This window comes from Geobacter hydrogenophilus (assembly GCF_018501225.1).
GTDB lineage: Bacteria > Desulfobacterota > Desulfuromonadia > Geobacterales > Geobacteraceae > Geobacter > Geobacter hydrogenophilus.
In genome coordinates this window covers 217323-243339 of sequence record NZ_JAHCZI010000003.1, presented here as the reverse complement: position 1 = coordinate 243339, position 26017 = coordinate 217323, and the positions used below count along the sequence as shown (strand labels likewise).

Below are 26017 nucleotides of genomic sequence, written 5' to 3'. Positions count from 1 at the left end.
TGTGTCTCTGTGTTGATATGAGGTGCTCATGTTTGACAAACGCATCATCGATGAACTGAAGACCATCGTCGGCGCCGACAACGTTGCCACCGACCGCCAGGACCTGATCTGCTACGGCTACGACGCCACCCAGATGGAATTCCTCCCCGACGCCGTGGTTCACCCCGGCAGCGCCGACGAGGTTTCGGCAGTGCTGAAGCTGGCCAACCGCGAGAAGTTCCCGGTCTATCCCCGGGGGGCCGGCAGCGGCTTCACCGGCGGGGCGCTCCCCAAAGCGGGCGGCATCGTCCTGGTGGTGACGCGGCTCAACCGCATCCTTCGCATCGACACCGAGAACCTCATCGCCGAGGTGGAGCCCGGCGTGGTCACCGAGCAGTTCCAGCTGGAGGTGGAGAAGCTGGGGCTCTTCTACCCCCCTGACCCCGCCTCCCTCAAGTTCTCCACCCTGGGGGGGAACGTGGCCGAGAACGCCGGCGGCCCCCGCTGCGTGAAGTACGGCGTCACCCGGGACTTCGTCATGGGGCTCGAAGTGGTCCTTCCCTCCGGCGAGATCATCCGCACCGGCGGCGAGACCTACAAGGGGGTGGTGGGGTACGACCTGACCCGGCTCCTCTGCGGCTCCGAGGGAACCCTCGGGGTCATCACCAAGATCATCTTCAAGCTTCTGCCCTTGCCAGAGGCGAAGAAGACCATGCTCACCATCTTCGACTCCATCGACGGGGCAGCCAAGGCGGTCTCCACCATCATCGGCAACAAGATCATCCCGACAACGCTGGAGTTCATGGACCACGCAACGCTGCAGTGCGTGGAAAAGCGTTTCAGCCTGGGGATTCCGGCCACCGGCCGGGCGGTCCTCCTCATCGAGGTGGACGGCGACCGGGACCTGATCGAAAAGCAGGCGGCCCGCATCCAGGAGCTGATCAGGCCCCTGGGGCTCGTGGAGTGCAAGATCGCCCGGGACGCCGCCGAATCCGAGGCCCTCTGGAAGGTGCGGCGGCTGGTGTCGCCGTCGCTTCGGGACGTGAACCCGGACAAGTTCAACGAGGACATCGTCGTCCCCCGCTCCAAGGTGCCGGACGTCATCCGGGCCATCGAGAAGATCCAGCAGAAGTACGAAATCCCCATCGTCAACTTCGGCCACGCCGGCGACGGCAACATCCACGTCAACATCATGATCGACAAGTCCGTCCCGGGGCAGGAGGAGAAGGCCCACGAGGCCATCGCCGAGGTGTTCCAGGCGGCCCTGGACCTGAACGGCACCATGTCCGGGGAGCACGGCGTGGGGCTCGCCAAGCAGCCCTACATCCACCTGGAGCTGAAACCGGCCCAGGTGGCGGCCATGCAGGCCATCAAGGCTGCCCTGGACCCCAACAACATCCTCAATCCGGGAAAGATGTTCCCTGTTGACTTCTGAGTAAGTTCCACCTGTTCACCCCCCTGCTTCGCTTACGCTTGCTTCCCCCCTACAGGGTAGGGGGGACTGAGGGGGGTCCTCCATGGTCTGACTTACTTGTTGACAAACCGCCGGCACGCAGGCACTTAGCGCTAACATTCGCCGTAATGAAAGGTTTGTATAAGTGGATCCGTTGAAACGAGTCGAAAACGAACTGAAGAAATGCGTCAAGTGCGGCGCCTGCCGGGCCCACTGCCCCGCCTTCGCCACCTTCGGCAAGGAGCCGGCGGTGGCCCGGGGGAAGGTGGCCCTGGCCCAGCACCTCCTCAAAGGGGATATCGAGCTGGACGACGCCACCTACGCCGCCATGTCCAAGTGCCTCCTCTGCGGGAGCTGCGTGGAGAAGTGCCCCAACGACGTCCCCACGGACGAGATCGTCATGGTGGCGAGGGAAGCCCTCTCCGGCCAGCGGGGGCTCACCACCTTCCACGCGGCGGTGGGGCGGGTGATCAGGAACCGCTCCCTCATGAAATTCGGCGCCGCGGCGGCCCGCATCCTCGGTCCCCTCTTCTTCCGCAAAATACCGGAGACCTCGGGGCTGCGCCTCCGCTTCCCGCTCCCCTTCGTTGGGGGAAAGCGCCACATCCCCCCCATCGCCAAAAAGCCGTTCATGGACCGCCACCCCGAGGTGATCCCGGGAGAGCCGGGAAAGCCGCGCATCGTCTATTTCGTCGGCTGCATGACCAACTTCTGCTACCCCCAGGTGGGGGAGGCGGCCCTGGCCCTGTTCCGGCACCTGGGGTGCACGGTTATCATCCCCAAGAACCAGCAGTGCTGCGGCCTGCCCGGGATGTCCGGCGGCGACCTGGACACGGTGCGGGGGCTGGCCGAGAAGAACCTGGCCGAGCTGGAGCGGTACGAAGCCGACTACATCATGACCGCCTGCGCCACCTGCGGCGGGGCGCTCCACAAGTTCTATCCCAACCTGGTGGGGAAGCGGCACCCGGAACTGGCGGCCCGCCTCAAGGCCATCGCCGAGAAGACCGTGGACGCTGCCCAGCTCCTCCAGAAGCTGGGGCTCAATCCCGAGGAAACCGGCGCCGGCAGCGACATCCGCGTCACCTACCACGACCCGTGCCACCTGAGAACCCGCGCCATCACCCGTCAGCCCCGGGAACTGTTGAAGGGGACCCCGGGCGTGGAACTGGCCGAGATGGAGGGGGCCGACAAGTGCTGCGGCCTCGGCGGCACCTTCAACGTCTACCACTACGAGAGTTCCCTGGCCATCAACAAGATGAAGAGCGCCGCCATTATCAACACCGGTGCCGATGCGGTGGTCACCGGCTGCCCCGGCTGCATGATGCAGCTTTCCGACGGCCTCAAGCAGCAGCGCAACCGGACCCGCGTCATGCATACCCTCGAGATCCTCGCCCGCTCCATCCGCCCGTAATCCGACGAACCGGCGGGACGGGGTTTCCATCCCCCTCCCGCCGACCCATTTTCCCCTTCTGGAAAAATCGTTCTATAGTCTCCTCGATGACGGCATCCGTTCTCTCCCTCCCCGCTCCAATCCCCCGTCTATTCTGACAAATTAAGTCAAGATAAAAATTATTTTATTGACAGTACAAACCACTTTAGGGTATGTAAACACTGAATAAAAACCAGTTTTATTTCTTTCTTCCACGGGGTAGCGGATGTCCGAATACAACATCGGGGCCAAGATCAAAAAGCTCCGCCTGGCCAAGAAGCTGACTCTCCAGGCGGTCGCCCGAGAAACAGGCTTTTCCCCCGCCCTCATATCCCAGATCGAGAACAACAACGTCTCCCCCCCCATCGCGACCTTGTCCAAGATCGCAAAATTCTTCGACGTTAAGATCAGCCTCTTCTTCTCCGAAGATGAAGAGGAATACCGCTATGAGGTGGTCCGCCGGGGCGAGCGCAAGGTCATCCCCCGGGTCATCTCCCGGGCCGGCACCAGCCAGGGGTACTCCTACGAGTCCCTCTCCTTCCGCAAGCAGAACAAGAAGATGGAACCCTTTCTCCTCACCGTCACCGAAAAGGCCGCCGAGGAGAACACCTACAGCCACGATGGCGAAGAGTTTCTCTTTGTCATGAAAGGGGCCGCGGAACTCCTGCTCGAAGACGAACGGATCGCCCTCGAAGAGGGGGATTGCGTCTACTTCGACTCGTCCCTCAGGCACCGGCTCCTCTCCAAGGACGGAAACGAAGTCCAAGTGCTGGCGGTGGTTACCCGCTAAACCGACACCCCCCTCAGACAACCCGTTTTTTTATGCAGAATCGTATACATAATCACGTTTAAACGTGCACAGAACTCAACAGGAGGGATTTCGCAATGCGACTGTTGAAAAAATCTACTCACCGGAAGGATGGCCGCGATGTCTAAGAATGCAATCAAACCGCAACTCAAGAACCCGTTTGACCCCCCCGAGAAAGTAGAATTTACCATCCCGGGCGAAATCTCTCGGACGACCGGCCCCTACGAGGAGGCCATGCAAGAGGGGTACGACCTCATCCAGCGCCCCATCAAGTCGGTCAAGATCGACCAGATCGAGAAACAGCACTTCAAGAAGCGGATGACCGTGTGGGAGCGCCTCAAGGTCCTCTCCGACCAGGCTCCCAACGTCCTGTACCAGAACTGGGGCAAGAACCTGGATGGTGCCTCCCTGGTGACCGCCATCATGAACATCGGCGGCCGCGACGTTGCGGTCTACGGCCATGACTTCACCGTCCGCGCCGGCTCCATCGATGCCACCAACGGGAGCAAGCTGGCCAAGCTCTTCAACCTGGCCGGCGAGAAGGGGATCCCCCTCATCGGCATGAACGACTCCGCGGGAGCCTTCGTGCCGGCCGGGGTCGGCGGTCTCGACGGCTACGCCGAGGCGTTCACGGCCCTGCGCAAGATCAGCGGCGTGGTCCCCTCCATCATGTGCATGTTCGGCTTCAACGCCGGTGGCGGCTCCTACCTGCCGCGGCAGGGGAGCTTCGTCATCCAGCCCAACGAGACGTTCTTCGGCCTCACCGGCCCCGGCGTCGTCAAGTCGGTCCTCGGTGAGGACATCACCCCCGACGAGCTCGGCGGCCCCAAGGTCCACGGGAAATCGGGCGTTGCCGACCTGACCGTTTCCGACGAAGTTGCCGCCCTCCGCACGGCGGTCCGCCTCCTCTCCTATATTCCCGACAACAACAGCGTGGGGGCTCCGTTCCAGGAGACCAGCGATCCCCTTGACCGCAAGACCTGGGAGATCAACACGCTCCTGAAAAAGGCCTTCAACTCGCCGACCGGCTTCAACACGCCGTTCGATGTCTCCATCATCATCCAGCAGATCTGCGACCACGGCGACTACTTCGAACTCCAGCCCGAGCGGGCCAAGGAAGCGGTCACCGCCTTCGGCCGCCTGGGTGGCCAGGTGGTGGGCTTCGTGGCCAACAACTCGGCCGTGGCCTCGGGCCAGATCGACTGCGACTCGGCGGTGAAGATCGCCCGCTTCGTCCGGTTCTGCAATATCTACAACATACCCATCATCTTCATGGAAGACACCACCGGCTTCCTGCCGGGGCGCGAGCAGGAGAGCCGCGGCATCGTCCAGGCGGGACGCTCCATGCTGGACGCCATCGTCGACGTCCGCACCCCCCGAATCCTCCTCATTCTCCGCAACGCCTTCGGCGGCGCTTACGCCTCCTACAACAACTACCCCACCGGCGCCGACCTGGTGCTGGCGCTCCCCACCACCCGCCTCGCGGTCATGGGGCCCGCCGGCAAGGAATTCGTCTACAAGGACGAGTTGCGCAAAATCCGTGGCGCCGTGGCCGAGATGGTCAAGAAGGGGACCGAAGAGCGGATCTGTGCCGGCACGGAAGCCGCGGCGGCCAAGCGGGATGCAGAGAAGGAAGCCGCCGAGTGGCTCAAGGGCCAGGAAGCGGCCCTGAACCAGCGGTACGAAAAAGAACTGATGAACCCGAAGGAAGGTCTGGCCCTCGGCTCCATCTCCTCCATCGTCATGCCGACCGACCTGCGCCAGGTGCTGGGCGAAAACATCGCCTTCCTGATGCGGCACTACAAGCCGTCGCCCATGTGCAGCCCGCAGCGAGAGTTCCATTAATTTTGACGCAGGCTAAATAACACAGAGACACAGAGGCACAGAGAAAGACAGAATCGAAGAGGATCATAAATTCACCCGTTTTTTGTTTTCTCTGTGTCTCAGTGTCTCTGTGTTGAAATCTATAATTCGATTGATTGGAGATAGAGACCAATGACCGACCTGTACATGAACAACCCCCTGATTCACCGGGACCGCCGCCTTGGCCTGTCCGATTCCGAGTGGGTGCGCTCTTTTGCCTGCGAGGACCTGAAGCCGCTCATCGTCTGCCGCGGCCCCATCCGCAAGGAGGCCATGGATGTCTTTGAGGAGATGGGGATCACCCACTACGGCATCCTCCTCTCCGAAAAGGATTCCATCGTCTACGCCAACGCCCTGGCCCCGGAGCTGCGCCAGCTGACCGATTCCAACCGGGTCCACCGGGTGCCCGACTACACCGGCGCCAGCAAGGAGGAGCGGGTCGAGCGGATCGGCCAGATCATCCAGATCGCCAAGGACAACAACTACGACGCCATTTTCGCCGGCTACGGCTTCATGGCCGAGGACGAGGAGTTCGTCGCCGCCATCGAGAACGCCGGCCTGTCGTTCATGGGCCCCAACTCCCGCACCCAGGCCGACGCCGGCAAGAAGGACGAGGCCAAGCGGACCGCCCTCCAGGTGGGCGTCAGCGTCACCCCCGGCATCAACAACGTCACCGCCCGGACCCTGGTCAAGAAGCACCAGACCCGCGAGGCGCTCCTGGCCCTCGTGCAGTCCGAGGGGCTTGAGGTGGACGCCAAGGTTCTGAAGGACACCAAGCTTCCCCTGGAGGAGCTGGCCGACGCCATCCTCTACGCCTCCTACGCCAAGGGGATCGACCTCTACTCCATCGAGGAGCTCTGCGCGCAGGTGCAGGTGGAAGTGGCGAACATGTTCACGGAATACCCCGGCAGCCGGATCCGCCTCAAGGCCATTGGCGGCGGCGGCAAGGGGCAGCGGATTCTCGGCGCGTCGCTGCTGAACATCAAGAAGCCGACCGAGGCCCAGGTCAGGGAAGCGGCCGCCGAGGCCCCCGGACTGGTCCGGGAGGTTCTCAACGAAGTCAAGGCCAACGGGGTCGGCGACAACAAGAACGTCCTCATCGAGCTCAACATCGAGCAGACCCGCCACAACGAGATCCAGCTTCTGGGCAACGGCGAGTGGTGCGTCTCCATGGGGGGCCGCGACTGCTCCCTCCAGATGCACGAGCAGAAGCTGCTGGAAATCTCCGTCACCCAGGAAGGGCTTGCCCTGGCCATCGAAAAGGCCAAGGCCGCCGGGCGCAAGGCCGAAGTGAAGGCCCTGGAGAGCGATCTCAAGGTGCTCAAGCGGATGGAAGAGGATGCCGCCAAGTTCGGCGTCGCCGTAGGGCTCGACTCCGCATCCACCTTCGAGTGCATCGTGGACCGCGACCGCTACTACTTCATGGAAGTGAACACCCGCATCCAGGTGGAGCACCGGGTTTCCGAGCTCTGCTATTCCCTCAAGTTCACCAACCCCAAAGACAAGAACGACTCCTTCATCGTCGAGTCTCTCGTTGAGGCCATGGCCCTGCTGGTGCGCCACAAGAAGCGGCTCCCCAAGCCGGAACGGATCGCCCGGTTCGGCGCCGGCGCCGAGGCCCGTCTCAACGCCACCGACGCCTCCCTCTCCCCCCACGCCGGCGGCATGATCCGGTACTGGTCCAACCCCATCGAGGGGGAGATCCGCGACGATCAGGGGATCTGCATGGTCAACCCCGACACCGGCATGTTCATGCGCTACAAGGTGGCCGGGGCCTACGACTCCAACATCGCCCTCCTCCTCACCAAGGGGGATGACCGTCTCGCCAGCTACCTGAAGCTCTCCGAGGTGCTGGGCAAAACCTCCCTGCGGGGAACCGACCTGGCCACCAATCTGGAGTTCCACTACGGCCTCGTCAACTGGTTCCTGGGCCAGAACGTCATGGCCAAGCCGACCACCCGCTTCGTGGTCCCCTACCTGACCCTGGTGGGGCAGCTCAAGGAAGAGGCCAACAAGCTCGACACGGTCTTCGCCTTCATCCAGATGAAAAAGACCTACGCCAAGAAGATGGCCGCACAGTTCCCCGACGACCCGAAGATCGCCAAGGAGATGTCCGCCATCCTCGACCGCAAGGGTACCCTCGTCACCCGCCCCATGGACCGGCTTCTGGCCGATCCCCATCTCCTGTCAGGGTGGCTCTCCATCAACCGCAGGAACTTCACCATGGAAAACGGGAAGGTGGTCTGGCACGACAACCCCTTCGTGATCCTGGCGGACACCTATGACTACCTGAACATGTCCTACGACCCGGCGGCACCGGCCGCGGACGTCATCTGGGGCCATGACAACGACCTGCTCCAGAAGGGACTCCGCTTCTACACGACTCTAGCCGGGCATTTCAAGCTGGGGCTCCACGAGTTCGACGCCCTTTCGGCCATCCTCGTCAAGGAAAAGCCCCAGGGCGGGTTCTCCGACGAGCAGTGGCTCGAAATCCAGTCCGCCCACATGGGCTTCGAGGCAGGACTTGAGCTCCTCGGCATGCTCTTCATCATCGCCGATACCGTCAAGTTCTGGGACTTCAAGGTGGAGGACGACCTGGAAGTCACCATCCCCGACTACCTGAACGACCCGGAGCTGCAGGCCCGGATGAAGAAGGTTCTGGTGCCGCCTCCCGCCACCAAGGCCGACGAGATCGTCGCCATGTGCGGCGGCATGTACTACGGCCAGGAGGCACCCGGCATGCCGGCCTTCGTGACCGAAGGGATGCACTTCGACAAGGGTCAGCCCCTCTACATCATCGAAGTCATGAAGATGTTCAACACGGTGCGGGCAACCTTCTCGGGCACCATCGACAAGATCATCATGCAGGGCGCGGACGGCAGCATCGTCCAGAAGGGCCAACCCCTCTTCAAGGTCACGCCCGACGAGAAATTCGTCGAGGTGAATCCGGAAGAGCAGGAGCAGATCAAGCGCGAACGGACCGCGGCCTATCTCAAGGCCGTTCTCTAGGCGCGGGGCAGGTGGTTACGGACGGGGCTCCGCGCAAAGACCTGGGGCCCCCGTCGTACCGGCTGACCCTGCCTGGCAAGGCAGGGTCGGTTATTATGGTGGCGGCCGAATTGCCTTGCCGGAAACAACACTAACGTTCGGGAGGATACCGTGAGAAAAGGAAAACTTATCGTCATTGAGGGAATCAGCGGCTCGGGCCAGCAGGTCAAGGCGGCCATCGTGGGCCTGCACAAGGCCCTGGCAGGGAAGAAATACGACGTGGTCGAATGCGCCAACCCCGATTCCGGCCGGGCAAAGGAACTCGGGATCGACAATCTTCTCAACTGGCCCTTCGGCAGAACCCCGCGGGCCGACTTCCTGTTCGAGGCCGCGGTCCGGACCGAGGTCTTCAAGAACATCGTTGAGCCGGCGCTGCAGGATGACAAGATCGTTCTGTGCAAGCAGTCGAGCATCTCCTCCCTGGCTAACGCGTGGGTAAGCGGTTACACCAAGCATTTCGACGTGCTGCGCCATATCGAGAAGCTTTCCCGGGGATTTCTCTTCGAGGATGAGATCTATCCAGATCTGACCCTCTTCATCGACGTGCCGGCCCAGGAGGCCTTCGAGCGGATCGAGGATGTCCTGCAGATCCATCACGAAGGGGGCATCGAATACTATGAAAAGATGCGGGAGTTCTATCTCAAGGAGATCTCCCGCTGGCACGGCGTCAGCATCGACGCCTCGGCCGGCAGGTCGGAAGATGCCATAAACGAAGAAATCTGGGCCAAGGTTCAGTCCATCCTCTAACCGCACAACTACCGACGCGCCCCTGCTGAACACCACGGCGGGGGCCGTTTCATTTTCAAGATACGAATTATCCACCACCAGAAGGAGACCGTAATGAGCATCAGCGACAAGAAACAGGCCTGGCAGGATACTGTCGTGGCCAAGAATATCGCCAAGGCCCCGGAGCGGAAGGCCGAATTCCGCACCACCTCCGGCATCGAGATGGAGCGCTGCTTCACCCCCGGCTTTGACGACTACCCGGGCTACGAAGAGGAGCTGGGGTTCCCGGGCCAGTACCCCTTCACCCGCGGCGTCCAGCCCACCATGTACCGGGGGCGCTTCTGGACCATGCGCCAGTACGCCGGCTTCGGCACGGCCAAGGAGTCCAACGAGCGCTACAAATACCTCCTCCAGGCGGGCCAGACCGGCCTCTCCGTCGCCTTCGACCTCCCCACCCAGATGGGGTACGACTCCGACGCCGCCATGGCCCAGGGCGAAGTGGGCAAAGTGGGGGTCGCCATCGACTCCCTCGCCGACATGGAGATCCTCTTCGACGGCATCCCCCTGGACCAGGTCTCCACCTCCATGACCATCAACTCCACCGCGTCGATCCTCCTCGCCATGTACATCGCCGTGGCCGAGAAGCAGGGGGTATCGCCGGACAAGATCTCCGGCACCATCCAGAACGACATCCTCAAGGAGTACATGGCCCGGGGCACCTACATCTATCCCCCCCAGGAGTCCATGCGGATCATCACCGACATCTTCGCGTACTGCAAGGACTCGGTCCCCAAGTGGAACACCATCTCCATCTCCGGCTACCACATCCGTGAGGCCGGCTCCAGCGCCGTGCAGGAAGTGGCCTTCACCCTGGCCGACGGCATCGCCTACGTGGAAGCGGCCATCAAGGCCGGCCTGAACGTGGACGAATTCGCCCCCCGGCTCGCCTTCTTCTTCAACGCCCACAACAACCTGCTGGAGGAAGTGGCCAAGTTCCGGGCCGCCCGCCGCATGTGGGCCACCATCATGAAAGAGCGCTTCGGCGCCAAGGACCCCAAGTCCCTCATGCTCCGCTTCCACACCCAGACCGCCGGCTGCACCCTCACGGCCCAGCAGCCCGACAACAACATCATGCGGGTCACCATCCAGGCCCTGGCCGCAGTCCTCGGCGGCACCCAGTCGCTCCACACCAACTCCCGCGACGAGGCCCTGGCCCTCCCCACCGAGGATTCCGTCCGCATCGCGCTCCGCACCCAGCAGGTCATCGCCTACGAATCGGGCGCAGCCGACTCCATCGACCCCCTGGCCGGCAGTTTCCTGGTGGAATCCCTCACCGACCAGATCGAGATGGCCGCCACCGAGTACATCAACAAGATCGACTCCCTCGGCGGCGCCGTCGAAGCCATCTCCCGGGGCTTCCAGCAGAAGGAGATCCAGGACTCCGCCTACGCCTACCAGCGGGCCATCGAGACCGAAGACCTGATCATCGTCGGCGTCAACAAGTTCACCGTAACCGGCGAGCCTGCCCCCGAGCTCCTCAAGATCAAGGAAGAGGTAGAAATCGCCCAGAAGAAGTCCCTGGCCGGCATGAAAGCCAAACGCGACGACGCCCGGGTCAAGGAAACCCTCGCCGCCCTCGCCGCCGCCGCCAAGGGAACCGACAACCTCATGCCGCCGATCCTCAACGCCGTCAAGGCCTACGCCACCCTCGGCGAAATCGCCAACGTCCTCCGCGACGTCTTCGGCGTCCACCGGGAGACGGTAGTGCTGTAGAGGCAAGAATGACCCCCCTCAGTCCCCCCTACCTTGTAGGGGGGAAGCGAGCGTAGCGAAGCAGGGGGGTCGCGCAGAGGGTGAACAGCCGAAACATTCTCAGAAGGAGTCCGAAGCTACTAGCCACATGCTGCCTTCATTCTGACTCCTGAATTCGTAAGAGGTTAGACATGCTTACCAAAATCAACCACATAGGCATCGCCGTCCAATCCCTCGCCGACGCCATTCCCTTCTACCGCGATAACCTCGGCATGGCCTTCATGGGGACCGAAGAGGTGGCCGAGCAGAAGGTCACCGTGGCCTTTTTCCAGATCGGCGAATCAAAGATCGAGCTGCTTGAGCCCACGACCGGCGACAGCCCGGTGTCGAAGTTCATCGAGAAAAACGGCGCCGGCATCCACCACATCGCCTACGAGGTGGAGGACATCGAGGCGGCCATTGCCAGGCTCGTTGCCGACGGTGCCCGGATGATCGACAGCGTGCCGAGAAGCGGCGCCCACGGCGCCCGCATCGCGTTCATCCACCCTAAAACAAGCCGCGGGGTCCTGACCGAACTCTGCCAGATGGGGCACTGACTGCATAAAGCCTCCACAGGCCTTGATTTATCGGGATTTTTTTCTTGACATTACTTTTAATCTCTTTATAGTGTCCCTAAATTTTAGAACGGCATTTTGTAATTTAACGTTATTGCCGTAAAAACGTAACATATCCGTGACATTAACTAAGCACCATTCACATACGCGCGGCGAAAACATGGCGAAAGCGCCCTGGCTCATGAAATTTGCGATTGACAGAACCTGATTGATAAGTAGAATCTAACCCCTGATATGAATGCACAGGTGCCGATGTTTACACGTCATTATCACAATCTTGCATGCATGTTCGCAACCGGCGGGGCCTCCCCGCGGGTTTGGCGCGTTGACTGAACGACCCCTTTTTCCCCTTCACCAAGGAGGGTGAAAAGGGTTTTTGTTTTTGGAGGGGGTACTTACGCCAGTTACGTCTGGACATTTCTCTTGAGAAAGGTGGTGATCGACGAAACGGCACAACAAACCACGGCTTTTAGCAACACAACTCTCATATGCAGTTATTATCACCAATGAAGGAGGCAACTGATGAAGAAAAAAGTATTGGCAGTATCCGCCGCCTGCGCGCTGACCGCTGCGACGGCAGTTCCGGCCCTGGCGCTGGAGAACGAGTTCCACGGGATGTTCCGGGTGTTCGGGACGATCTCCAACTACAACGACGGTGGTTCCGGGCAAATTCTCCCCACCGACACAGGGGCATACTCAACAGGAGTACTTAAGTACAACGGAGTAGACCCCAAGACCAAGAGCTTCGTTGAGCAGCGCGCCCGCCTCATGTACATCGCCAAGGCCAACGACGACCTCAAGTTGGTGACCCACTTCGAGATCGACTCCCGCTGGGGTGACACCTCCTACGCCAACGGCCGTAACGGCGGCGGCGCTGTCGGTGCCGACACCGTGAACTTCGAGACCAAGAACGTTTACTTGGACTTCAACATCCCCTCCACCCCCATGAACTTCAAGGTCGGTATCCAACCGATTGTCGACTCCTACAAGGGTATCTTCATCAACGCCGACGCGGCTGCGGCCCTTGCCACCGCCAAGCTTGGCGACGGCTCCGTACTTGTCGGTTTCTCCCGACTTGACGATGCCGACACTTTCACCCTTGGCTCAGCAACTGCCACCAGAGTTGCATCGACCCCCGGCAAGGCCAAGCGCGACCTCTACATCGTGGACGGCAAGTACAACATCACCAAGGACGTGAAAGTTGGCGCCTCCTACTACCTCCTCAACGTCGACCAAACCGCTGCTGCTGCCTATGACTACATGCTCCACACCGTTGGTGTGAACGCCGAGGTCAAGCTTGCCCCGCTCACCCTGGACGGCTTCCTCCTCTATCAGAGCGGACGCAGCAACGGTGCTGACAAAATCGACCTGAACGGCTGGGCTGCCAACCTCACCGCCAAAGGAAAGCTGGGCCCCGGCACCCTGAAGGCCTCCTTCCTCTATGCCTCCGGCGAGCAGAACGGTACGCGCGATGACTCCACCTACCGGGGTATCACCAACGAGACCTCTACTGCCAATGGCGAGCACAGCTTCTACGAGTCCGACATGATGATCATGTTCCGGAACAAGATGAACATCACCGGCGACCGGGCCATCGTGTACAACGTGAAGAACGTCATCGGCGGCTTTGTCGGCTACAACGCCAACATCACTCCCAAGGCCTTTGCCAACGTCAATGCCGGCTTCGTCGCTACCGACAAGTCAAACGACGACTTTGGCACCGGGCGGGTCAACGGAGGCGGCCACAAGAGCAACTACCTCGGCACCGAGATCAACGGTGAAGTGGGTTACAAGGTGTTCGACAACCTGACCGCCAGCCTCCAGGGCGCCTATGTGTTCCTTGGCGACTACTACAAGGATACTGTCGGCACCGCCGCCAATCCTGATGACCCCCGCAATCCGTACGTCGGCCGCATCATGCTGAACTACGCATTCTAAGTACTGCTCCACGCCGGGGGGAAGCTACGCTTCCTCCCGGTTTTTCTTTATGCTGTGCCGTTTGACTTTACCGTGCTGTCTGGTTAACTAAGAGAACAGGAAGTTCAACTACCCACTTGGAGGTCAACCATGAAGAAGATGGCTGTATTGTTGATGGCGGCATTTATGATGTCGGCTACCGTACCGGTTTTCGCTGCTGAGATGACCAAGGAAGAGAAGGACCAGTGCCTCCTGGCTTCCAAGAACTGCGCAACCGAAGTCGACACCCTCCAGAAGAAGATCAAGAAGCTCAACGCCGAGATCAAGAAGGGGAAGAAGGTCTACTCCGCCGACGAGATCAAGAAGCTCCAGCAGAAGCTGGACGAGGCCAACGCCCTGCTCGACGACATCCTCAAGGGTGGCGGCAACTAACCCGACCAGAACAAGCAACACCCCGAGGGGAGAGGCAACTCTCCCCTCTTTTTGTTTCAGCGTGCCGCAACAGCGGTTCAGTCGGTGAGTAAAGCTTTGACATGGTAAAGGCGGTTTGCAATAATCGGCCAGCGCAACCTAGTAACTCAGCAATAATCAAGAAGGTAACACCCCTTCCAGGAGCAACAATGAAAAGACTTTCCCTTCTCTGCGCAGTTCTGTTCGTGGCCCTCACGGCCGCCTCCACCCTGTTCGCGGCCCAGGTCAGGGTCTACGTGTCGGAGTTCGCGGTGACCGGCGCCGCCAACAAGGATGAACTGAAGTCGACGCTGCAGACGCTCTTTGCGTCGCGCCTGAGCAATGATTCGGTGCTGTCGGTGGATTCTCCGGTGGGGGCCGATGTGCTGGTGAAGGGGAGCTATATCGCCTTCGGCAAGGTCTTCAGCCTCGACGCGGTGGCCAAGGACCCCAGCGGCCGGGTCATCGCCCGGTCGTTCCAGCAGGGTGAGAGCCAGGACGAGCTGATCCCGGCCGCCGGCAAGCTGGGCCAGAGCCTGGCGGCCGAGATCGCGGCCAAGGTGAAGCCGGGGGTGGTGATGGTGCCGCAGCAGGTTTCCCAGCCGGTACCTGCACCGGTGCCGGTTCCCGTCTCCGACGTGGTGCGCCCCTCCGCTCCCCAGCAGGCCGCGGATGTGGTGAAGGCATCAACCACCAGTGATATCGTGAAACCCCAGGATCTTACCCGCACCGCCTCGGGAGGCTGGATGAGCCAGCGGCTTTCGGGCACCCTCATCGGCATTGCCCCGGGCAAGACGGCAGCTGACGGAACACGGGATTTCTACGTGGCCGACGAGCAGGCCCTGCGCCTCTATCGCAAGGGGGAGGGGCTGAAGCTGGTGGCCGAGGTATCGTTCTCTCCCGGCGACCGGGTAATCGCCGTCGATTCCGCCGATCTGGACGGCGACGGGACCCCCGAGGCCTACCTGACCGTTCTCAGCGGCGATTCGCTCGCTTCCCAGGTCTGGGTGGCGGAAAAAGACTCCCTCAAGCGGGTTGCGGCCAAGCTCCCCTATTACTTCCGCGGAATCGCCCTGAACGGCAAAGACTATAAGATTTACGCCCAGCAGATGAGCACCGACAAGGATTTCTACGGCGACGTGTACGAGGTGGTCAAAAACGGTGACCGCTTTGATCTGAAAAACCCCATCAAGCTCCCCCGCTTCGGCTATCTGTACAACTTCAACCAGTTCCGTGACGCGTCCGGGAGCGTCTGCACCGTGGTGCTCAATGATGACGGGTATCTCATCGTCTATTCCGCCGCCGGCGAAGAGCTGTGGCGGAGCAGCGACAAGTTCGGCGGTTCGGAGACCTACTTCAAGCGCGAGGATCTGGCCAACGTCCGCACGACCGGCGACCCCTTCCGGTGGGTCTTCCTGGAGCAGCGGATTACGGTTTCCCCCGCCGGCGAGGTGATCGTACCGAAGAACGAGGGCATGTTCGTCATCGGCAACAACCGCGCCTTCAAGAAGAGCAGCGTCTATGCCTTCACCTGGAACGGATCGTCCATGGACGAGGTCTGGCACACCAAGCAGAGCCAGAGCTACCTGGCCGATTATCTCTATGACAGTACCCGCAAGGAGCTTGTGGCCCTGGAAGTGGTGAAGAAGGAAGGGCTCCTGGACAAAGGAGCCAGCATGATGGTGGTGAAGAGGGTGGAGTGAGGGAACCGATGCCCGTGAACGATGCCATGATCGAAACAATCCGGGCGTTCTTCGCCGGCGACGAGACGGTGACGGCAGTCTACCTCTTCGGCTCACAGGCCACGGGGAAGGCCACGGCGAAGAGCGATATCGATCTGGCGGTCCTTCTCCGGGAAAAACCCGCGTATGACTACCGCCTGAGGGCGATGTCCGAACTTGCAAGCCTCCTGAAAACGGAGGTGGATGTACTGGTGCTGGACCAGTGCGGAATTCTCATGCAGCGACAGGTACTGAAGCACGGCATTGTCCTTTATGAACGGGACAGAAGGGCGCGCCAGGCATTCGAAATCCGTTCCCGCAAGATGTATTTCGATTTTCTCCCGGCCCACCGGCTCTTTGTGAGAAGGATGGAGGAGAGGCTTCTCAAGGGAGATTGCAATGGTTGACCGGGACGTTATGGAACGGCTGCTGGGGCTCCTGGAGGAATACCTGAACGACCTTGAGTCCGTGCGGGGGATCTCCCTTGATTTTTATGAATCGGACAAGAAGACGAGACGATATGTGGAGCGGACCTTACAGATAGCCATAGAAGCCTGTCTGGATATGGGGTGGCACATCATCGCCGACGAAGGGCTGCCGGAAGCGGAGAGCAATAGGGATGTTTTTTCCGTTCTAGCCGCGGCCGGCATTATCGAACCGGGTATCGTTTCGACTCTCAAGGAGATGGCATCTTTCAGAAACCTTATCGTGCATGACTATGGCAAGATCAACGACGAGATTGTGTACAGAATTCTCACGGAGAGACTCGGTGATTTCAGGGACTACGCACGGATGATCGTTGAGCATCTTCGGCGCCAATGACCACGAAGCATCTCCAACGGACGTGCCGTGGGGGGATTTGTCGTTGACATCAGCACCCTATACTGCTAGGATTTTCCGCGTTTTGCGCGTTTTTTCACTATCTTCCGCCATACCATACAGAGACAGCCGTTGACAAATCCCGCTCCCATAGAAGCGCCCCTCCCCAAGGGGGTAACCGACTTTCTCCCCGAAAAGGCCGACAAGATCGGCTACATCGAAGGGAAGATCCGCAGGGTGTTCGAACTCTGGGGCTTCCGGCGGATCATCACCCCGCTCCTGGAGTTCCAGGACGTCATGGCCGCGGGTCTCGGCGAGGATCTCAAGGAGCGGACCTTCCGCTTCGATGACCGCCAGACCGGCAAGCTCCTGGCCATTCCCTCGGACATCACCCCGCAGGTGGCCCGTATCGTCGCAACCCGCATGCGGGGCGGCCCCCTTCCCCACCGCCTTTACTATATCGGCCGGGTGCTCAGGCACGTGGAGCTCCAGTCGGGCCGGAGCCGCGAGACGTTTCAGGCCGGGGTCGAGCTGATCGGGCTCGATTCCCCCGAGGCCGATGCCGAGATGGTTGCCATGGCGGTGGAAATCCTGAAGGGTCTCGGGTTCGCAGAATTCAAGGTGGATCTGGGACATGCGGGGTTCATCCGCGGGGTCATTGCGGCTTCGGGGCTCGGCGACGATGCGCGCCGGCGGCTCCAGGAGGCAGTGGGGAAGAAGGACTCGTCGGCGGTCAAGGCAATCCTCGAAACCGAGCCCGTCGCGGACCGGATCAAGGAAGAGCTCGCCGCGCTGCCGCGCCTGTTCGGCGGGCGCGAGGTGCTGGCCGAGGCGGCACGGGTTGCGACCTCCGATTCATCCCGCCGGGCACTGGACAACATCGCACAAGTGCTGGACATTCTGGATATCCACGGCGTTTCCGACCACCTGACCCTTGACCTGGGGGAGATCCGGGGCCTCGATTACCACAGCGGCCTCACGTTCGAGGGGTTCGTGACGGGAATCGGCGAGGCGGTCTGCAGCGGCGGGCGCTACGACAACCTGACACAGCGCTACGGGTATCCGGCCCCGGCCACCGGCTTCGCCTTCAATATACTGGCCCTACTGAACGCACTTGAAAAGCGGCCCGATGTGGAGGCGAGCAAGACCCGCGATCTCCTCATCTTCAACCTCAAGGACGACCGCCGGGAGGCCCTCGAAATCGCCCAGCACCTGCGGGCTCTGGGTTACTCCACCGCCCGCGACATCATCCACAGGGATTTCAACGACTCCCTCGATTACGCCCGGCGGATGAATATCCTCAGAATGATGGTGATCGGCGGCGACTACTGCGCAGCCGATGAAGCATACGTTGTACGGGTGGCAGACAAACAGGGGACGGTCGTGAAGAAGGCCGATCTCATGCGGAACGATTTTTCGCTCAATACCCTTCCCTGACAAGGAGAAGAACATGGCAAACGTGGTAGTGGTTGGCGCCCAGTGGGGCGATGAAGGAAAAGGCAAGGTTGTCGATATCTACACCGAGCATGCGGACGACGTGGTCCGTTACCAGGGCGGAAACAACGCCGGCCATACGCTGGTCGTAAACGGCGAGAAGACCGTCCTCCACCTTATTCCGTCGGGGATTCTCCACAAGGGGAAGCGGTGCATCATCGGTAACGGCGTGGTGCTCGACCCCGAGGTCTTCATCATGGAGATAAACCGGCTGAAGGAAAAGGGTCGCCTCCAGGACGACAGCGCCCTTCTGGTCAGCGAATCGGTCCACATCATCATGCCGTATCACAAGCAGATCGACCTGGCCCGCGAAGCCAAGAGCGGCGACAAGAAGATCGGCACCACCGGTCGGGGGATTGGACCCACCTACGAGGACAAGATCGGCCGCCGGGGGATCCGCCTCATGGATCTGCTCGATCCCGAAATATTCGCCCGCAAGCTCCGCGAGAACCTGGAGGAGAAGAACTTCATCCTCGAAAAGCTCCTGGGCGAAAAGCCCCTCTCTTATGACGAAATCTACAAGACCTTCAGCGGATACGCGGAGACTCTCCGGAAGTATGTAGCCAACACTTCCCTGATCCTTTACAAGGACATCACAGCGGGGAAGAAGCTCCTCTTCGAAGGTGCCCAGGGGACCCTTCTCGACGTGGACCACGGCACCTATCCGTTCGTGACCTCCTCGTCCACCTGCGCGGGGGGCGCAGCCACGGGAACAGGTGTGAGCCCCCGGGATATCCACGAAATTATCGGCATTTCCAAGGCGTACGTGACGCGTGTCGGCAGCGGCCCCTTCCCCACGGAGCTCCTCGATGCCGACGGGGAGAAGCTCCGCCAGACCGGCGGCGAGTTCGGCGCCACCACCGGCCGCCCCCGGCGCTGCGGCTGGTTCGACGCCATGGTGGTCCGCTTCGCCGTGCGGGTCAACGGCCTTACCGGCGTGGCGCTCACCAAGCTGGACGTGCTGAACGATTTCGACACCATCAAGATATGCACCGGCTACACCTACGAGGGGAAACCAGTTGAGGACCTGCCGGCCAACCTGGCGGTATTCGAGAAGTGCCAGCCGGTCTACGAGGAAATGCCCGGCTGGAAGTGCGACATCCGCGGCGTCAGCCGGTTCGAGGATCTTCCGGAGAAGGCCCGGCACTATGTCAATCGGCTCCAGGAGCTGATCGGCTGCCCCATTGTCCTTGTTTCGATCGGTCCCGGTCGCGACGAAACCATAACGATCAGAAACCCGTTTGCGTAAAAAAGTGGGCGATTCGGGATTTTTTTCTTGACGCACCGCATCAAGCCTGATAAAAGTTGTCTTCTCTTTGAGAGCCGCTAGCTCAGCTGGTAGAGCACCTGACTTTTAATCAGGTGGTCGTTGGTTCGATCCCAACGCGGCTCACCATTCAAAATCAAACGACCCGGTCGGATGCCTGACCGGGTCGTTTTCCCTTCGTCCCCTTCGTCTAGCCCGGCCCAGGACACCGCCCTTTCACGGCGGCGACGCCGGTTCAAATCCGGCAGGGGACGCCAATTCCATATCCGGCACCGTCCGGAACCATCCAAAAGGCCCTGAGAAATCAGGGCTTTTTCTTTTTCAGTTGTCCAATTACATCCAAGTTGGTATGGTCAAATCCAAGACATTTGGGGGCAGATTTGGGGACCAGCCCCCAACCCCTGGATTGGCAAGCCCCCAAAAGGAGGTAAAGCCCATGCCAAAGCGGATTCAACCACTCACCGAACTCAAAATCAAAAATGCGAAACCAGCCCCCAAAGACTATAAACTCTTTGACGGTGGCGGTCTTTTCTTATTGGTGACACCCGCCGGCGGCAAGCTATGGCACCTCAAGTACCGCTTTGCCGGCAAAGAACAGAAACTCACTTTTGGCCCCTACCCTACAACCTCACTTGCCGATGCACGACAACACCGAGAAGATGCAAAGAAACTCCTCGCCAGCGGAGTAGACCCCGGCGAGATCAAGAAGGCCAAGAAGGAAGAACTTGCAGCTGAGCAGAGGACCTTTGAAAGGGTTGCCCGTGAGTGGTTCACCAAGAACGAACCAGCATGGAGCGCCAGTCATTGCTCCACCGTCATGAGCCGCCTGGAGCGCGACATTTTCCCAGTTATCGGCAGCCGACCGATTACTGAAGTCAAGCGGGTTGAAATTATCTCTCTCCTTAAGGGGATCGAGGCGCGGGGTAAAATCGAGACGGCCAAACGAATCAAGATTTACTGCGGTCAGATATTCCGCTATGCCCTGAACCATGAATGGGTGGAGAGCAACCCCACTGCCGACCTGAAGATTGGAGATATCCTCACCAAGGCCGTAGAGAAGCACCACGCAGCGATAACCGAGCCGAAACAAGTTGCCGAACTGCTCAGGGCAATTGATGCTTACACTGGCACTTTCGTCGTCAAGTGCGCTCTTCAACTTGCCCCGCTCGTCTTCGTCCGCCCTGGCGAACTGCAGAAAGCCGAATGGTCGGAATTCGACCTCGACACGGCAGAATGGAACATCCCCGCATCCAGGATGAAATCTAAGCAACCTCATCTGGTACCCTTGGCAAAGCAAGCGATTACCATTCTTCGTGAGCTTCACAAACTGACAGGTGATGGAAAGTATCTCTTCCCTTCTCTACGCTCCCACAAGCGCCCCATGTCCAACGTCGCTATGCTTGCAGCCTTTCGCCGTATGGGATACGACAAGGAAGAGATGACCACTCACGGTTTCCGAGCCATGGCGCGGACGATCCTAGATGAAGTACTGCAGATTCGGCCTGACTTCATCGAACACCAACTTGCCCATGCGGTAAGAGATCCGCTTGGTCGCGCATACAACCGAACCTCCCACCTTGCCGAGCGAAAGAAGATGATGCAGCTATGGGCGGATTATCTGGACGGCCTCAAGGCTGGGGCGAAAGTGATAACGCTTACAAGGACAGCGTTGTGAATTCATTGGAAGAATTTCAACGCCACCGAATTGCATTATTAATACTTTCCGGTAAAAAACTCACCCAGCTTGAGCGAGAAAAAGCTGCCGAATGGATCGTCGGCAAACCAATCAAACACTCGCCTAAGCAAGTAAAAAAAAGGGGCAGACCCCCAAAAAGTATAGAGGCTGAGACGTTTGCGATAATTGAGCTATATCGTGAGATTAGGCCGAGACATAAGACAGACTCTGACGCTTTTCGAGAAATTCATGCAAGCTTGAGGCTCAGGGCGAAAAACGGGTCAAAAGATTTTGAAGACTGCAAGAGTCGTATTTGGCATGCAATAAATGACAATAAACAGGCGGTTGAAGAGATAGAGAAAAGTTACTGGGAAAGGTTTGACGAAGTCAGCAAATGGGTAAATGAGCGCCAAAGGTCGCGCAAGAAAAGCGCAGAAGGCAATATAGAGGAAAATTAACAATACCCCGAACGAATTAATCTCTAACGACAACATAAGCCTCCATTGTTAGTCTGACTGCATACGGTGCGGTACAGATTAGTTCTTGGAGGTTTTTTATGTCCGACAAACTCCTACGCTTGAACCAGTTCATTCCCGATATGCTGCCCATATCAAAAAGTCAGTGGTGGGAAGGTGTCAAATCCGGAAAGTTCCCGCAACCCGTCAAACTCGGGCCACGCACAACCTGTTGGCGCAAGTCAGATATCGAGCGACTTGTGGCGCTTGGTAATACGGATACGCAATAACAGGGGGCCTTATGATGACAAGTTCACGAGTATTCACAACAGAAAGCATAGACTTGGCTGCCTTTCTTGTCGCGACGATGCATGAAGTCACAGTGCTCCTGGCAGCCGGTGGCCGACGAGTATTATTCGAGTTCTCCGACACTGAAGAGCTCCGGAATGCGATAATTTCCTACGAGCTAAACGCGATATTACCTGCGAAGAGACTGCTCAACTCTCGCTCCTACCTTTTCCGGGAGGCATCGCGGGTGGTACGCTCACATACTCCACCCACAAAGGGGTGAATCGTGGGGAAAAAGCGAAAGTCTGGCAGAACAGGGCCAAAGTTTTCAATGGTAATGATGGACATGCAAAAATCTCCGGCTTTCAGGAGTCTTGCGCCATCGAGCCTGAGGCTCCTTATCTATCTGATTTGGCGGAACTCATTTACCGCTGCAACGCGAGACGATCGCGAAAAAGGAATGCGACCGTCTTTTAAGTGTACAAACGCCGAGGCAAAGTCAGAACTCGAAATGGGCGCGCAAACATTCACGAATGCCAAAGCTGAACTAGAGCGCAAAGGTTTTATCACAATCATTAAGCGAGGGGGCCTCAAAGGCTGTAATGGCGTCGCATCACAGTTTGCAATGTCAGGTGAATGGAAGCAATGGACTCCTCCGACACGAAGTCGTCACGCTGCTATGAACCATCCTATCAGTCAAAACAAGTAGCAAGTCCAGCGGGCTGGATTGGTACTGGTCCAGCCCGCTGGACAGCTCGCATCATTTCACGCATCCAACCAATCCACCTCGCTGGACAGGTTAAGTCGAAAAACCAATCCAGTGGGGTGGATACATTTATATTGTACCATCACTACCAATCGAACAGCAGAAGAGGGAGAAGCTGCGACTGCATAGCATTGTATGTCTGACCTAGATGAAGCCGCGCCGTATTTGTGCTCCAGCGTGCTGAATCGCGAATTTTCTGACGCATAATAAAGAAGAAACACGAATTTTCCGACGCAGTATTAAAGGAATCATACGGAGCCAAGAACGGAAATGCTCACCATCTGACAGACCCCAAAAGTCTCTTCTTTGCAGGAGATAAGCGAGCCATGCGAACAGGAAGTAAGCGTGCTCCGGAATAAGCAACTGAAATTGAAAAAAAATCAACAGAGAAATAGCCGAGAAGATGCACGAAAATAAGGACTATGCAAACTCTCTACTGCATCGCTGCAACCACCTAAAATGTAAACATAAAGTAGATATTGCACACCCGTCGCACACCCATGCACGCGTGCGCAATCAGAAGGCCGGGCCTGTGCATTCGTCAATACTGGGCATCGAATACTTTGTTAACCATGCACTCGAAATCCCGAAATAGCCTCGTCTTCACAAATAGCTCATGTCTAAAACTCTCCACCAGTCCCCAGTAATACCATGACTGATCTTCTCTGCCAGCCTTGAAACGACGCCATAGACCATCTCCCAGCATTTCATAGTCTCTGGATATGGCGGTGATATTATGCAACTTATCCGCACAAGACACGAATCGGATCTGCCGTGGCGCCGCGCTGAGATAGGAGATAGTGTGTTCCTTGCGCTCGCGCCAAGGTCTGTCCTTGAAGGGTTCCGAGCATCCCTCGACTATCGCTGCCACGTTCGGACCGAAGTCTTTCGCCAACTCCTCAATCGTATAATCGGTGTCTTCGATGGTGTCGTGAAGAAGCCCGGCAACAACCATATCGGGAGTGCATTCCTCACGCAGTAGCAGTGCTGCAGCGCCGAAAGGGTGCATGATGTAGGGGATGTCAGTTCCCTTGCGGAGCTGGCCGTGATGTAGGTCTTCCGCAACCCTTGCCGCAGCATGGATGGTCTCGCATTCCGCCATGGTGAATCCGGCCATTGCACTGAGCCGGTTGGGCTCCATGACAAAATTCTCGATGAAACGGATAAGTTCACCATCACCTTTCTGGGCATCCTCCGCAGCTTGACGAATCCCACCACCCAGACTGTTTCGACATGCCGTCTCCAAAAAACTTTCCATTTATGCCTCCCACTTGATCAGGTTATCCGGGACTATGACAGGGGAACCGTCTTCAAAAAAAAGCAATCCCTTCTCTGCCCGGAGATTTTCTTCTGCATAGGAGTCACCGTAAAGGTGGTCGATCTGGGGTTTGAGATCGCTATGTAGGTCATTGACGATCTTCTGTACGTCATCTTCAATCTGCCTGAGAATCTCTGTCGGCGCAAGCGATGCTGGAACGGGCTCGCCGTTCAGTAGGCACTCGACTTTATGCCCTGCAGGTGCAGGTTGGATGACGAAATGGCCAATGGTGCATCCCTGCATAAGCGGAGATTCTCTCGGGATCTCCCATGTGATTTCTACGCCGTCATCAGAGTATTCAAAGGAATCGAAGGCGTAGCCGCGCTGCTGTAAGTAATCTTCGACGTACTGGGCTACCATTGCGTCAATGCTGTCACGGTACCGCTCCTTTCCGCTGCCGATGGCGTTTTCTTTCGCCTCGGGGGAAAGCTCATCGAACTCATACAGGGTGATTGCAACCATGGGAAAACTCCTTTCAGGATCCTGCAAAATGTAACAGCATTCAAATGGAATTACCGTGTCTTCTTCTTGAGCTCCCGGGCCAAGGTCCAGAGTGCCCGGTTTAACCGGATGTCCTCTGAGACCGACTGAACCTCCCGTGTACGCACTCGCCGATTGGTCTTCGATTGAGAACGTCCCCTGAGCCCTCCCTTGATCAAGTTTTCCTGAACGACATTGAAGGTTGTCCAGAGGTCGTTCCCTTTATCAGCCAGACGGCGGGGCACAAGGATCTGGTCCGGCGTAATAGGAGCAAGTGAACGATCGTGTTCATCACTCTCATATTTCAGGTCGAGGGCAGCGGCGGCAAAGGAACGCTGGTGGCTGGACTGTAGTTCAATGGCCTGCATTCGCTTCACTTCACCTGCCAACCTCGGTGCATCTTTGGCAATATGCTTGGCGGCATACGCCACTTCTCCAATTACATCACCAGAATGCCGGATACTGATTCGTTCAATGCTTCCCTCGTCAACCGTAAGCCCATTCGAGCAGACAAGCCGAAAGAGCCCAGCATAGAGCTGAAAAGCTGCGCCACCATCGTGGGCGTTGACCAGAACTATCTCAGCCAAGGTTTCACCGACCATGACTGGAGCATCAGACTTGCGGAGGCGAATCATGTGTTTGGTAAAGCCGAGCTTTTCTTCGTTACGCGCTTTTTGCTCCCGCGCCTTGACCGGAAGCCACCCTTTGCCACGCAATTCATCGAGAACAGCGCTGGTGGGAATGAAGCTGTACTTGTCGCTCATCCCTTCGTAAGGCCGGGAGGCAAAGATGGAGGGTGCAATCCTCTTGAGGGATGCGTTGTCGAGAACTGCCGGGACGTGAACTGGCATGGTAATCTCCTTTCTGGGTTCAGTTCTGTCTGATCCTGCGCAGAAGAGATCGCGCAATCTGACGTATATAAAAGGAGATCGTCAAAAAATGACGCACAGCCCGAGGGATTGATGTAGCAGGTGACACAATTGGAAACGCCGCGCCCAGCAGCAAAAAGATGTGAAAAATCAGAGAGGAATGCAGGCGAAATATCTGATGGTTCTGCAGCTAGTCAAAGAAAGGATAAAGCGGATTGCGGGAAAGATGTGCCTATGAATTCTGCGGATATTCGGCATCCGTAAAAACAGATGCATGAATGAATTTGCCGGCCGGAGATAGTTCGGGCCGGCATTTTCTATTTTGTCTGCCTGGTGGCGTTGGTGGTGATTTTGAGGATACTCTCCTGAATCTCCTTGTTGTCGATTGCCCGGTAGGAATCAAGCAAGAGCTTTTCAGAAACCGCCAGAGGAAGGGTCCCGTCACTCTCAGAAAAGAACGATTGAATTGGAACATCAAGCGCATTCGCGACTTGCTGCAACCGGTCGGTGTTCATCTTGTTTGCACCGCTCTCGTAATTCTGAATCTGCTGAACACTCACTCCAATCTGCTCCGCAAGGTGTTCCTGCGTCCAGCCTGCCTGAAGTCGCAGTTTTCGTAGTTTCCAGCCTATTTCTCTACTGCTCAGGATTTTTTTCATGACGCGCTCCAGGGATCGAAGATTACAGATATCCCTGAGCCGTAAAACCAAGTAACGCTTTACTGCATTTCAAGTGATGATATATATTGATCCCGCCTTCCAGTTGCTCCCTGGCAGAAAAATGAATCGGCGGACCATCCTTGAACACCCCCTATCACGCCAAATAC

At 58.4% G+C, this 26017-nt stretch carries 22 protein-coding genes and 2 tRNA genes; 20 read left to right on the top strand and 4 right to left on the bottom strand.

The window, feature by feature from the left end; genetic code table 11:
- Positions 1 to 28: 28 nt before the first annotated feature.
- The 20 genes from KI811_RS07050 (at position 29) to KI811_RS06955 (ending at position 21760) form a co-directional block, all read left to right on the top strand.
- Positions 29 to 1414: an FAD-binding oxidoreductase gene (locus tag KI811_RS07050; RefSeq protein WP_214185765.1), complete on the top strand. Its 1386-nt coding sequence runs from the start codon at positions 29 to 31 to the stop codon at positions 1412 to 1414.
- Between the two features lie 163 nt (positions 1415 to 1577).
- Positions 1578 to 2843 carry a (Fe-S)-binding protein gene (locus tag KI811_RS07045; RefSeq protein ID WP_214185764.1) on the top strand — a complete coding sequence of 422 codons (1266 nt, stop codon included), beginning with the start codon at positions 1578 to 1580 and terminating at the stop codon, positions 2841 to 2843.
- A 244-nt stretch (positions 2844 to 3087) separates the two neighbouring features.
- Complete coding sequence (locus KI811_RS07040; protein ID WP_214185763.1) at positions 3088 to 3651, top strand: helix-turn-helix domain-containing protein; 564 nt, start codon at positions 3088 to 3090, stop codon at positions 3649 to 3651.
- 138 nt (positions 3652 to 3789) lie between these two features.
- Positions 3790 to 5514 (top strand): acyl-CoA carboxylase subunit beta, encoded by a 1725-nt coding sequence (locus KI811_RS07035; RefSeq protein WP_214185762.1) that lies wholly within the window; start codon positions 3790 to 3792, stop codon positions 5512 to 5514.
- Positions 5515 to 5664: 150 nt separating this feature from the next.
- Positions 5665 to 8541 (top strand): ATP-binding protein, encoded by a 2877-nt coding sequence (locus tag KI811_RS07030; protein WP_214185761.1) that lies wholly within the window; start codon positions 5665 to 5667, stop codon positions 8539 to 8541.
- Positions 8542 to 8691: 150 nt separating this feature from the next.
- The gene (locus tag KI811_RS07025; RefSeq protein WP_214185760.1) at positions 8692 to 9327 is read left to right on the top strand and encodes a dTMP kinase; all 636 of its coding nucleotides are present in this window, start codon (positions 8692 to 8694) and stop codon (positions 9325 to 9327) included.
- Between the two features lie 93 nt (positions 9328 to 9420).
- On the top strand, positions 9421 to 11079 hold the full coding sequence (locus KI811_RS07020; protein ID WP_214185759.1) for an acyl-CoA mutase large subunit family protein: 1659 nt from the start codon (positions 9421 to 9423) through the stop codon (positions 11077 to 11079).
- A 170-nt stretch (positions 11080 to 11249) separates the two neighbouring features.
- Positions 11250 to 11654, top strand: coding sequence for a methylmalonyl-CoA epimerase (gene mce / locus KI811_RS07015; RefSeq protein ID WP_214185758.1), 405 nt, complete (start codon positions 11250 to 11252; stop codon positions 11652 to 11654).
- Between the two features lie 540 nt (positions 11655 to 12194).
- Entirely contained in the window at positions 12195 to 13610 is a 1416-nt protein-coding gene (locus KI811_RS07010) for a histidine kinase (RefSeq protein ID WP_214185757.1), read from the top strand.
- Positions 13611 to 13739: 129 nt separating this feature from the next.
- Positions 13740 to 14021 carry a hypothetical protein gene (locus KI811_RS07005; RefSeq protein WP_214185756.1) on the top strand — a complete coding sequence of 94 codons (282 nt, stop codon included), beginning with the start codon at positions 13740 to 13742 and terminating at the stop codon, positions 14019 to 14021.
- A 188-nt stretch (positions 14022 to 14209) separates the two neighbouring features.
- On the top strand, positions 14210 to 15742 hold the full coding sequence (locus KI811_RS07000; protein ID WP_214185755.1) for an FG-GAP-like repeat-containing protein: 1533 nt from the start codon (positions 14210 to 14212) through the stop codon (positions 15740 to 15742).
- Positions 15739 to 16167, top strand: a complete 429-nt coding sequence (gene mntA, locus KI811_RS06995) for a type VII toxin-antitoxin system MntA family adenylyltransferase antitoxin (RefSeq protein WP_281874882.1) — start codon at positions 15739 to 15741, stop codon at positions 16165 to 16167. The genes KI811_RS07000 and mntA overlap by 4 nt, the downstream gene beginning before the upstream one ends.
- Positions 16160 to 16582, top strand: a complete 423-nt coding sequence (gene hepT / locus KI811_RS06990; RefSeq protein ID WP_214185754.1) for a type VII toxin-antitoxin system HepT family RNase toxin — start codon at positions 16160 to 16162, stop codon at positions 16580 to 16582. The genes mntA and hepT overlap by 8 nt, the downstream gene beginning before the upstream one ends.
- 129 nt (positions 16583 to 16711) lie before the next feature.
- Entirely contained in the window at positions 16712 to 18016 is a 1305-nt protein-coding gene (locus tag KI811_RS06985) for an ATP phosphoribosyltransferase regulatory subunit (protein ID WP_214185753.1), read from the top strand.
- A gap of 13 nt (positions 18017 to 18029) precedes the next feature.
- A complete protein-coding gene (locus KI811_RS06980) occupies positions 18030 to 19322 on the top strand; it encodes an adenylosuccinate synthase (RefSeq protein ID WP_214185752.1) in 1293 nt (430 codons plus the stop codon).
- A 71-nt stretch (positions 19323 to 19393) separates the two neighbouring features.
- Positions 19394 to 19469: transfer RNA gene (locus KI811_RS06975), tRNA-Lys, on the top strand.
- 50 nt (positions 19470 to 19519) lie between these two features.
- Positions 19520 to 19597, top strand: a tRNA-Glu gene (locus KI811_RS06970).
- A gap of 179 nt (positions 19598 to 19776) precedes the next feature.
- Positions 19777 to 21015 (top strand): tyrosine-type recombinase/integrase, encoded by a 1239-nt coding sequence (locus tag KI811_RS06965; RefSeq protein WP_214185751.1) that lies wholly within the window; start codon positions 19777 to 19779, stop codon positions 21013 to 21015.
- Positions 21012 to 21473, top strand: coding sequence for a hypothetical protein (locus KI811_RS06960; protein WP_214185750.1), 462 nt, complete (start codon positions 21012 to 21014; stop codon positions 21471 to 21473). Before KI811_RS06965 ends, KI811_RS06960 begins: the two co-directional genes overlap by 4 nt.
- 98 nt (positions 21474 to 21571) lie before the next feature.
- A complete protein-coding gene (locus KI811_RS06955) occupies positions 21572 to 21760 on the top strand; it encodes a helix-turn-helix transcriptional regulator (protein ID WP_214185749.1) in 189 nt (62 codons plus the stop codon).
- Positions 21761 to 23065: 1305 nt separating this feature from the next.
- On the opposite strand, the gene KI811_RS06950 is transcribed toward KI811_RS06955, so the two are convergent.
- The 4 genes from KI811_RS06950 to KI811_RS06935 all read right to left on the bottom strand — a co-directional run bounded on the left by KI811_RS06950 (position 23066) and on the right by KI811_RS06935 (position 25850).
- Positions 23066 to 23782 carry an HD domain-containing protein gene (locus KI811_RS06950; protein ID WP_214185748.1) on the bottom strand — a complete coding sequence of 239 codons (717 nt, stop codon included), beginning with the start codon at positions 23780 to 23782 and terminating at the stop codon, positions 23066 to 23068.
- On the bottom strand, positions 23783 to 24304 hold the full coding sequence (locus KI811_RS06945; RefSeq protein ID WP_214185747.1) for a hypothetical protein: 522 nt from the start codon (positions 24302 to 24304) through the stop codon (positions 23783 to 23785).
- Between the two features lie 50 nt (positions 24305 to 24354).
- Complete coding sequence (locus KI811_RS06940; RefSeq protein WP_214185746.1) at positions 24355 to 25173, bottom strand: DUF932 domain-containing protein; 819 nt, start codon at positions 25171 to 25173, stop codon at positions 24355 to 24357.
- Between the two features lie 335 nt (positions 25174 to 25508).
- Positions 25509 to 25850, bottom strand: coding sequence for a helix-turn-helix domain-containing protein (locus tag KI811_RS06935; RefSeq protein ID WP_214185745.1), 342 nt, complete (start codon positions 25848 to 25850; stop codon positions 25509 to 25511).
- Positions 25851 to 26017 lie beyond the last annotated feature (167 nt).

Coding starts and splice junctions, on each gene's coding strand:
- KI811_RS07050 (WP_214185765.1), top strand. CDS start 29: ATGTTTGACAAACGCATCATCGATGAACTGAAGACCATCGTCGGCGCC.
- KI811_RS07040 (WP_214185763.1), top strand. CDS start 3,088: ATGTCCGAATACAACATCGGGGCCAAGATCAAAAAGCTCCGCCTGGCC.
- KI811_RS07035 (WP_214185762.1), top strand. CDS start 3,790: ATGTCTAAGAATGCAATCAAACCGCAACTCAAGAACCCGTTTGACCCC.
- KI811_RS07030 (WP_214185761.1), top strand. CDS start 5,665: ATGACCGACCTGTACATGAACAACCCCCTGATTCACCGGGACCGCCGC.
- KI811_RS07020 (WP_214185759.1), top strand. CDS start 9,421: ATGAGCATCAGCGACAAGAAACAGGCCTGGCAGGATACTGTCGTGGCC.
- mce (WP_214185758.1), top strand. CDS start 11,250: ATGCTTACCAAAATCAACCACATAGGCATCGCCGTCCAATCCCTCGCC.
- KI811_RS07010 (WP_214185757.1), top strand. CDS start 12,195: ATGAAGAAAAAAGTATTGGCAGTATCCGCCGCCTGCGCGCTGACCGCT.
- KI811_RS07005 (WP_214185756.1), top strand. CDS start 13,740: ATGAAGAAGATGGCTGTATTGTTGATGGCGGCATTTATGATGTCGGCT.
- KI811_RS07000 (WP_214185755.1), top strand. CDS start 14,210: ATGAAAAGACTTTCCCTTCTCTGCGCAGTTCTGTTCGTGGCCCTCACG.
- hepT (WP_214185754.1), top strand. CDS start 16,160: ATGGTTGACCGGGACGTTATGGAACGGCTGCTGGGGCTCCTGGAGGAA.
- KI811_RS06980 (WP_214185752.1), top strand. CDS start 18,030: ATGGCAAACGTGGTAGTGGTTGGCGCCCAGTGGGGCGATGAAGGAAAA.
- KI811_RS06965 (WP_214185751.1), top strand. CDS start 19,777: ATGCCAAAGCGGATTCAACCACTCACCGAACTCAAAATCAAAAATGCG.
- KI811_RS06955 (WP_214185749.1), top strand. CDS start 21,572: ATGTCCGACAAACTCCTACGCTTGAACCAGTTCATTCCCGATATGCTG.
- KI811_RS06950 (WP_214185748.1), bottom strand. CDS start 23,782: ATGGAAAGTTTTTTGGAGACGGCATGTCGAAACAGTCTGGGTGGTGGG.
- KI811_RS06945 (WP_214185747.1), bottom strand. CDS start 24,304: ATGGTTGCAATCACCCTGTATGAGTTCGATGAGCTTTCCCCCGAGGCG.
- KI811_RS06940 (WP_214185746.1), bottom strand. CDS start 25,173: ATGCCAGTTCACGTCCCGGCAGTTCTCGACAACGCATCCCTCAAGAGG.
- KI811_RS06935 (WP_214185745.1), bottom strand. CDS start 25,850: ATGAAAAAAATCCTGAGCAGTAGAGAAATAGGCTGGAAACTACGAAAA.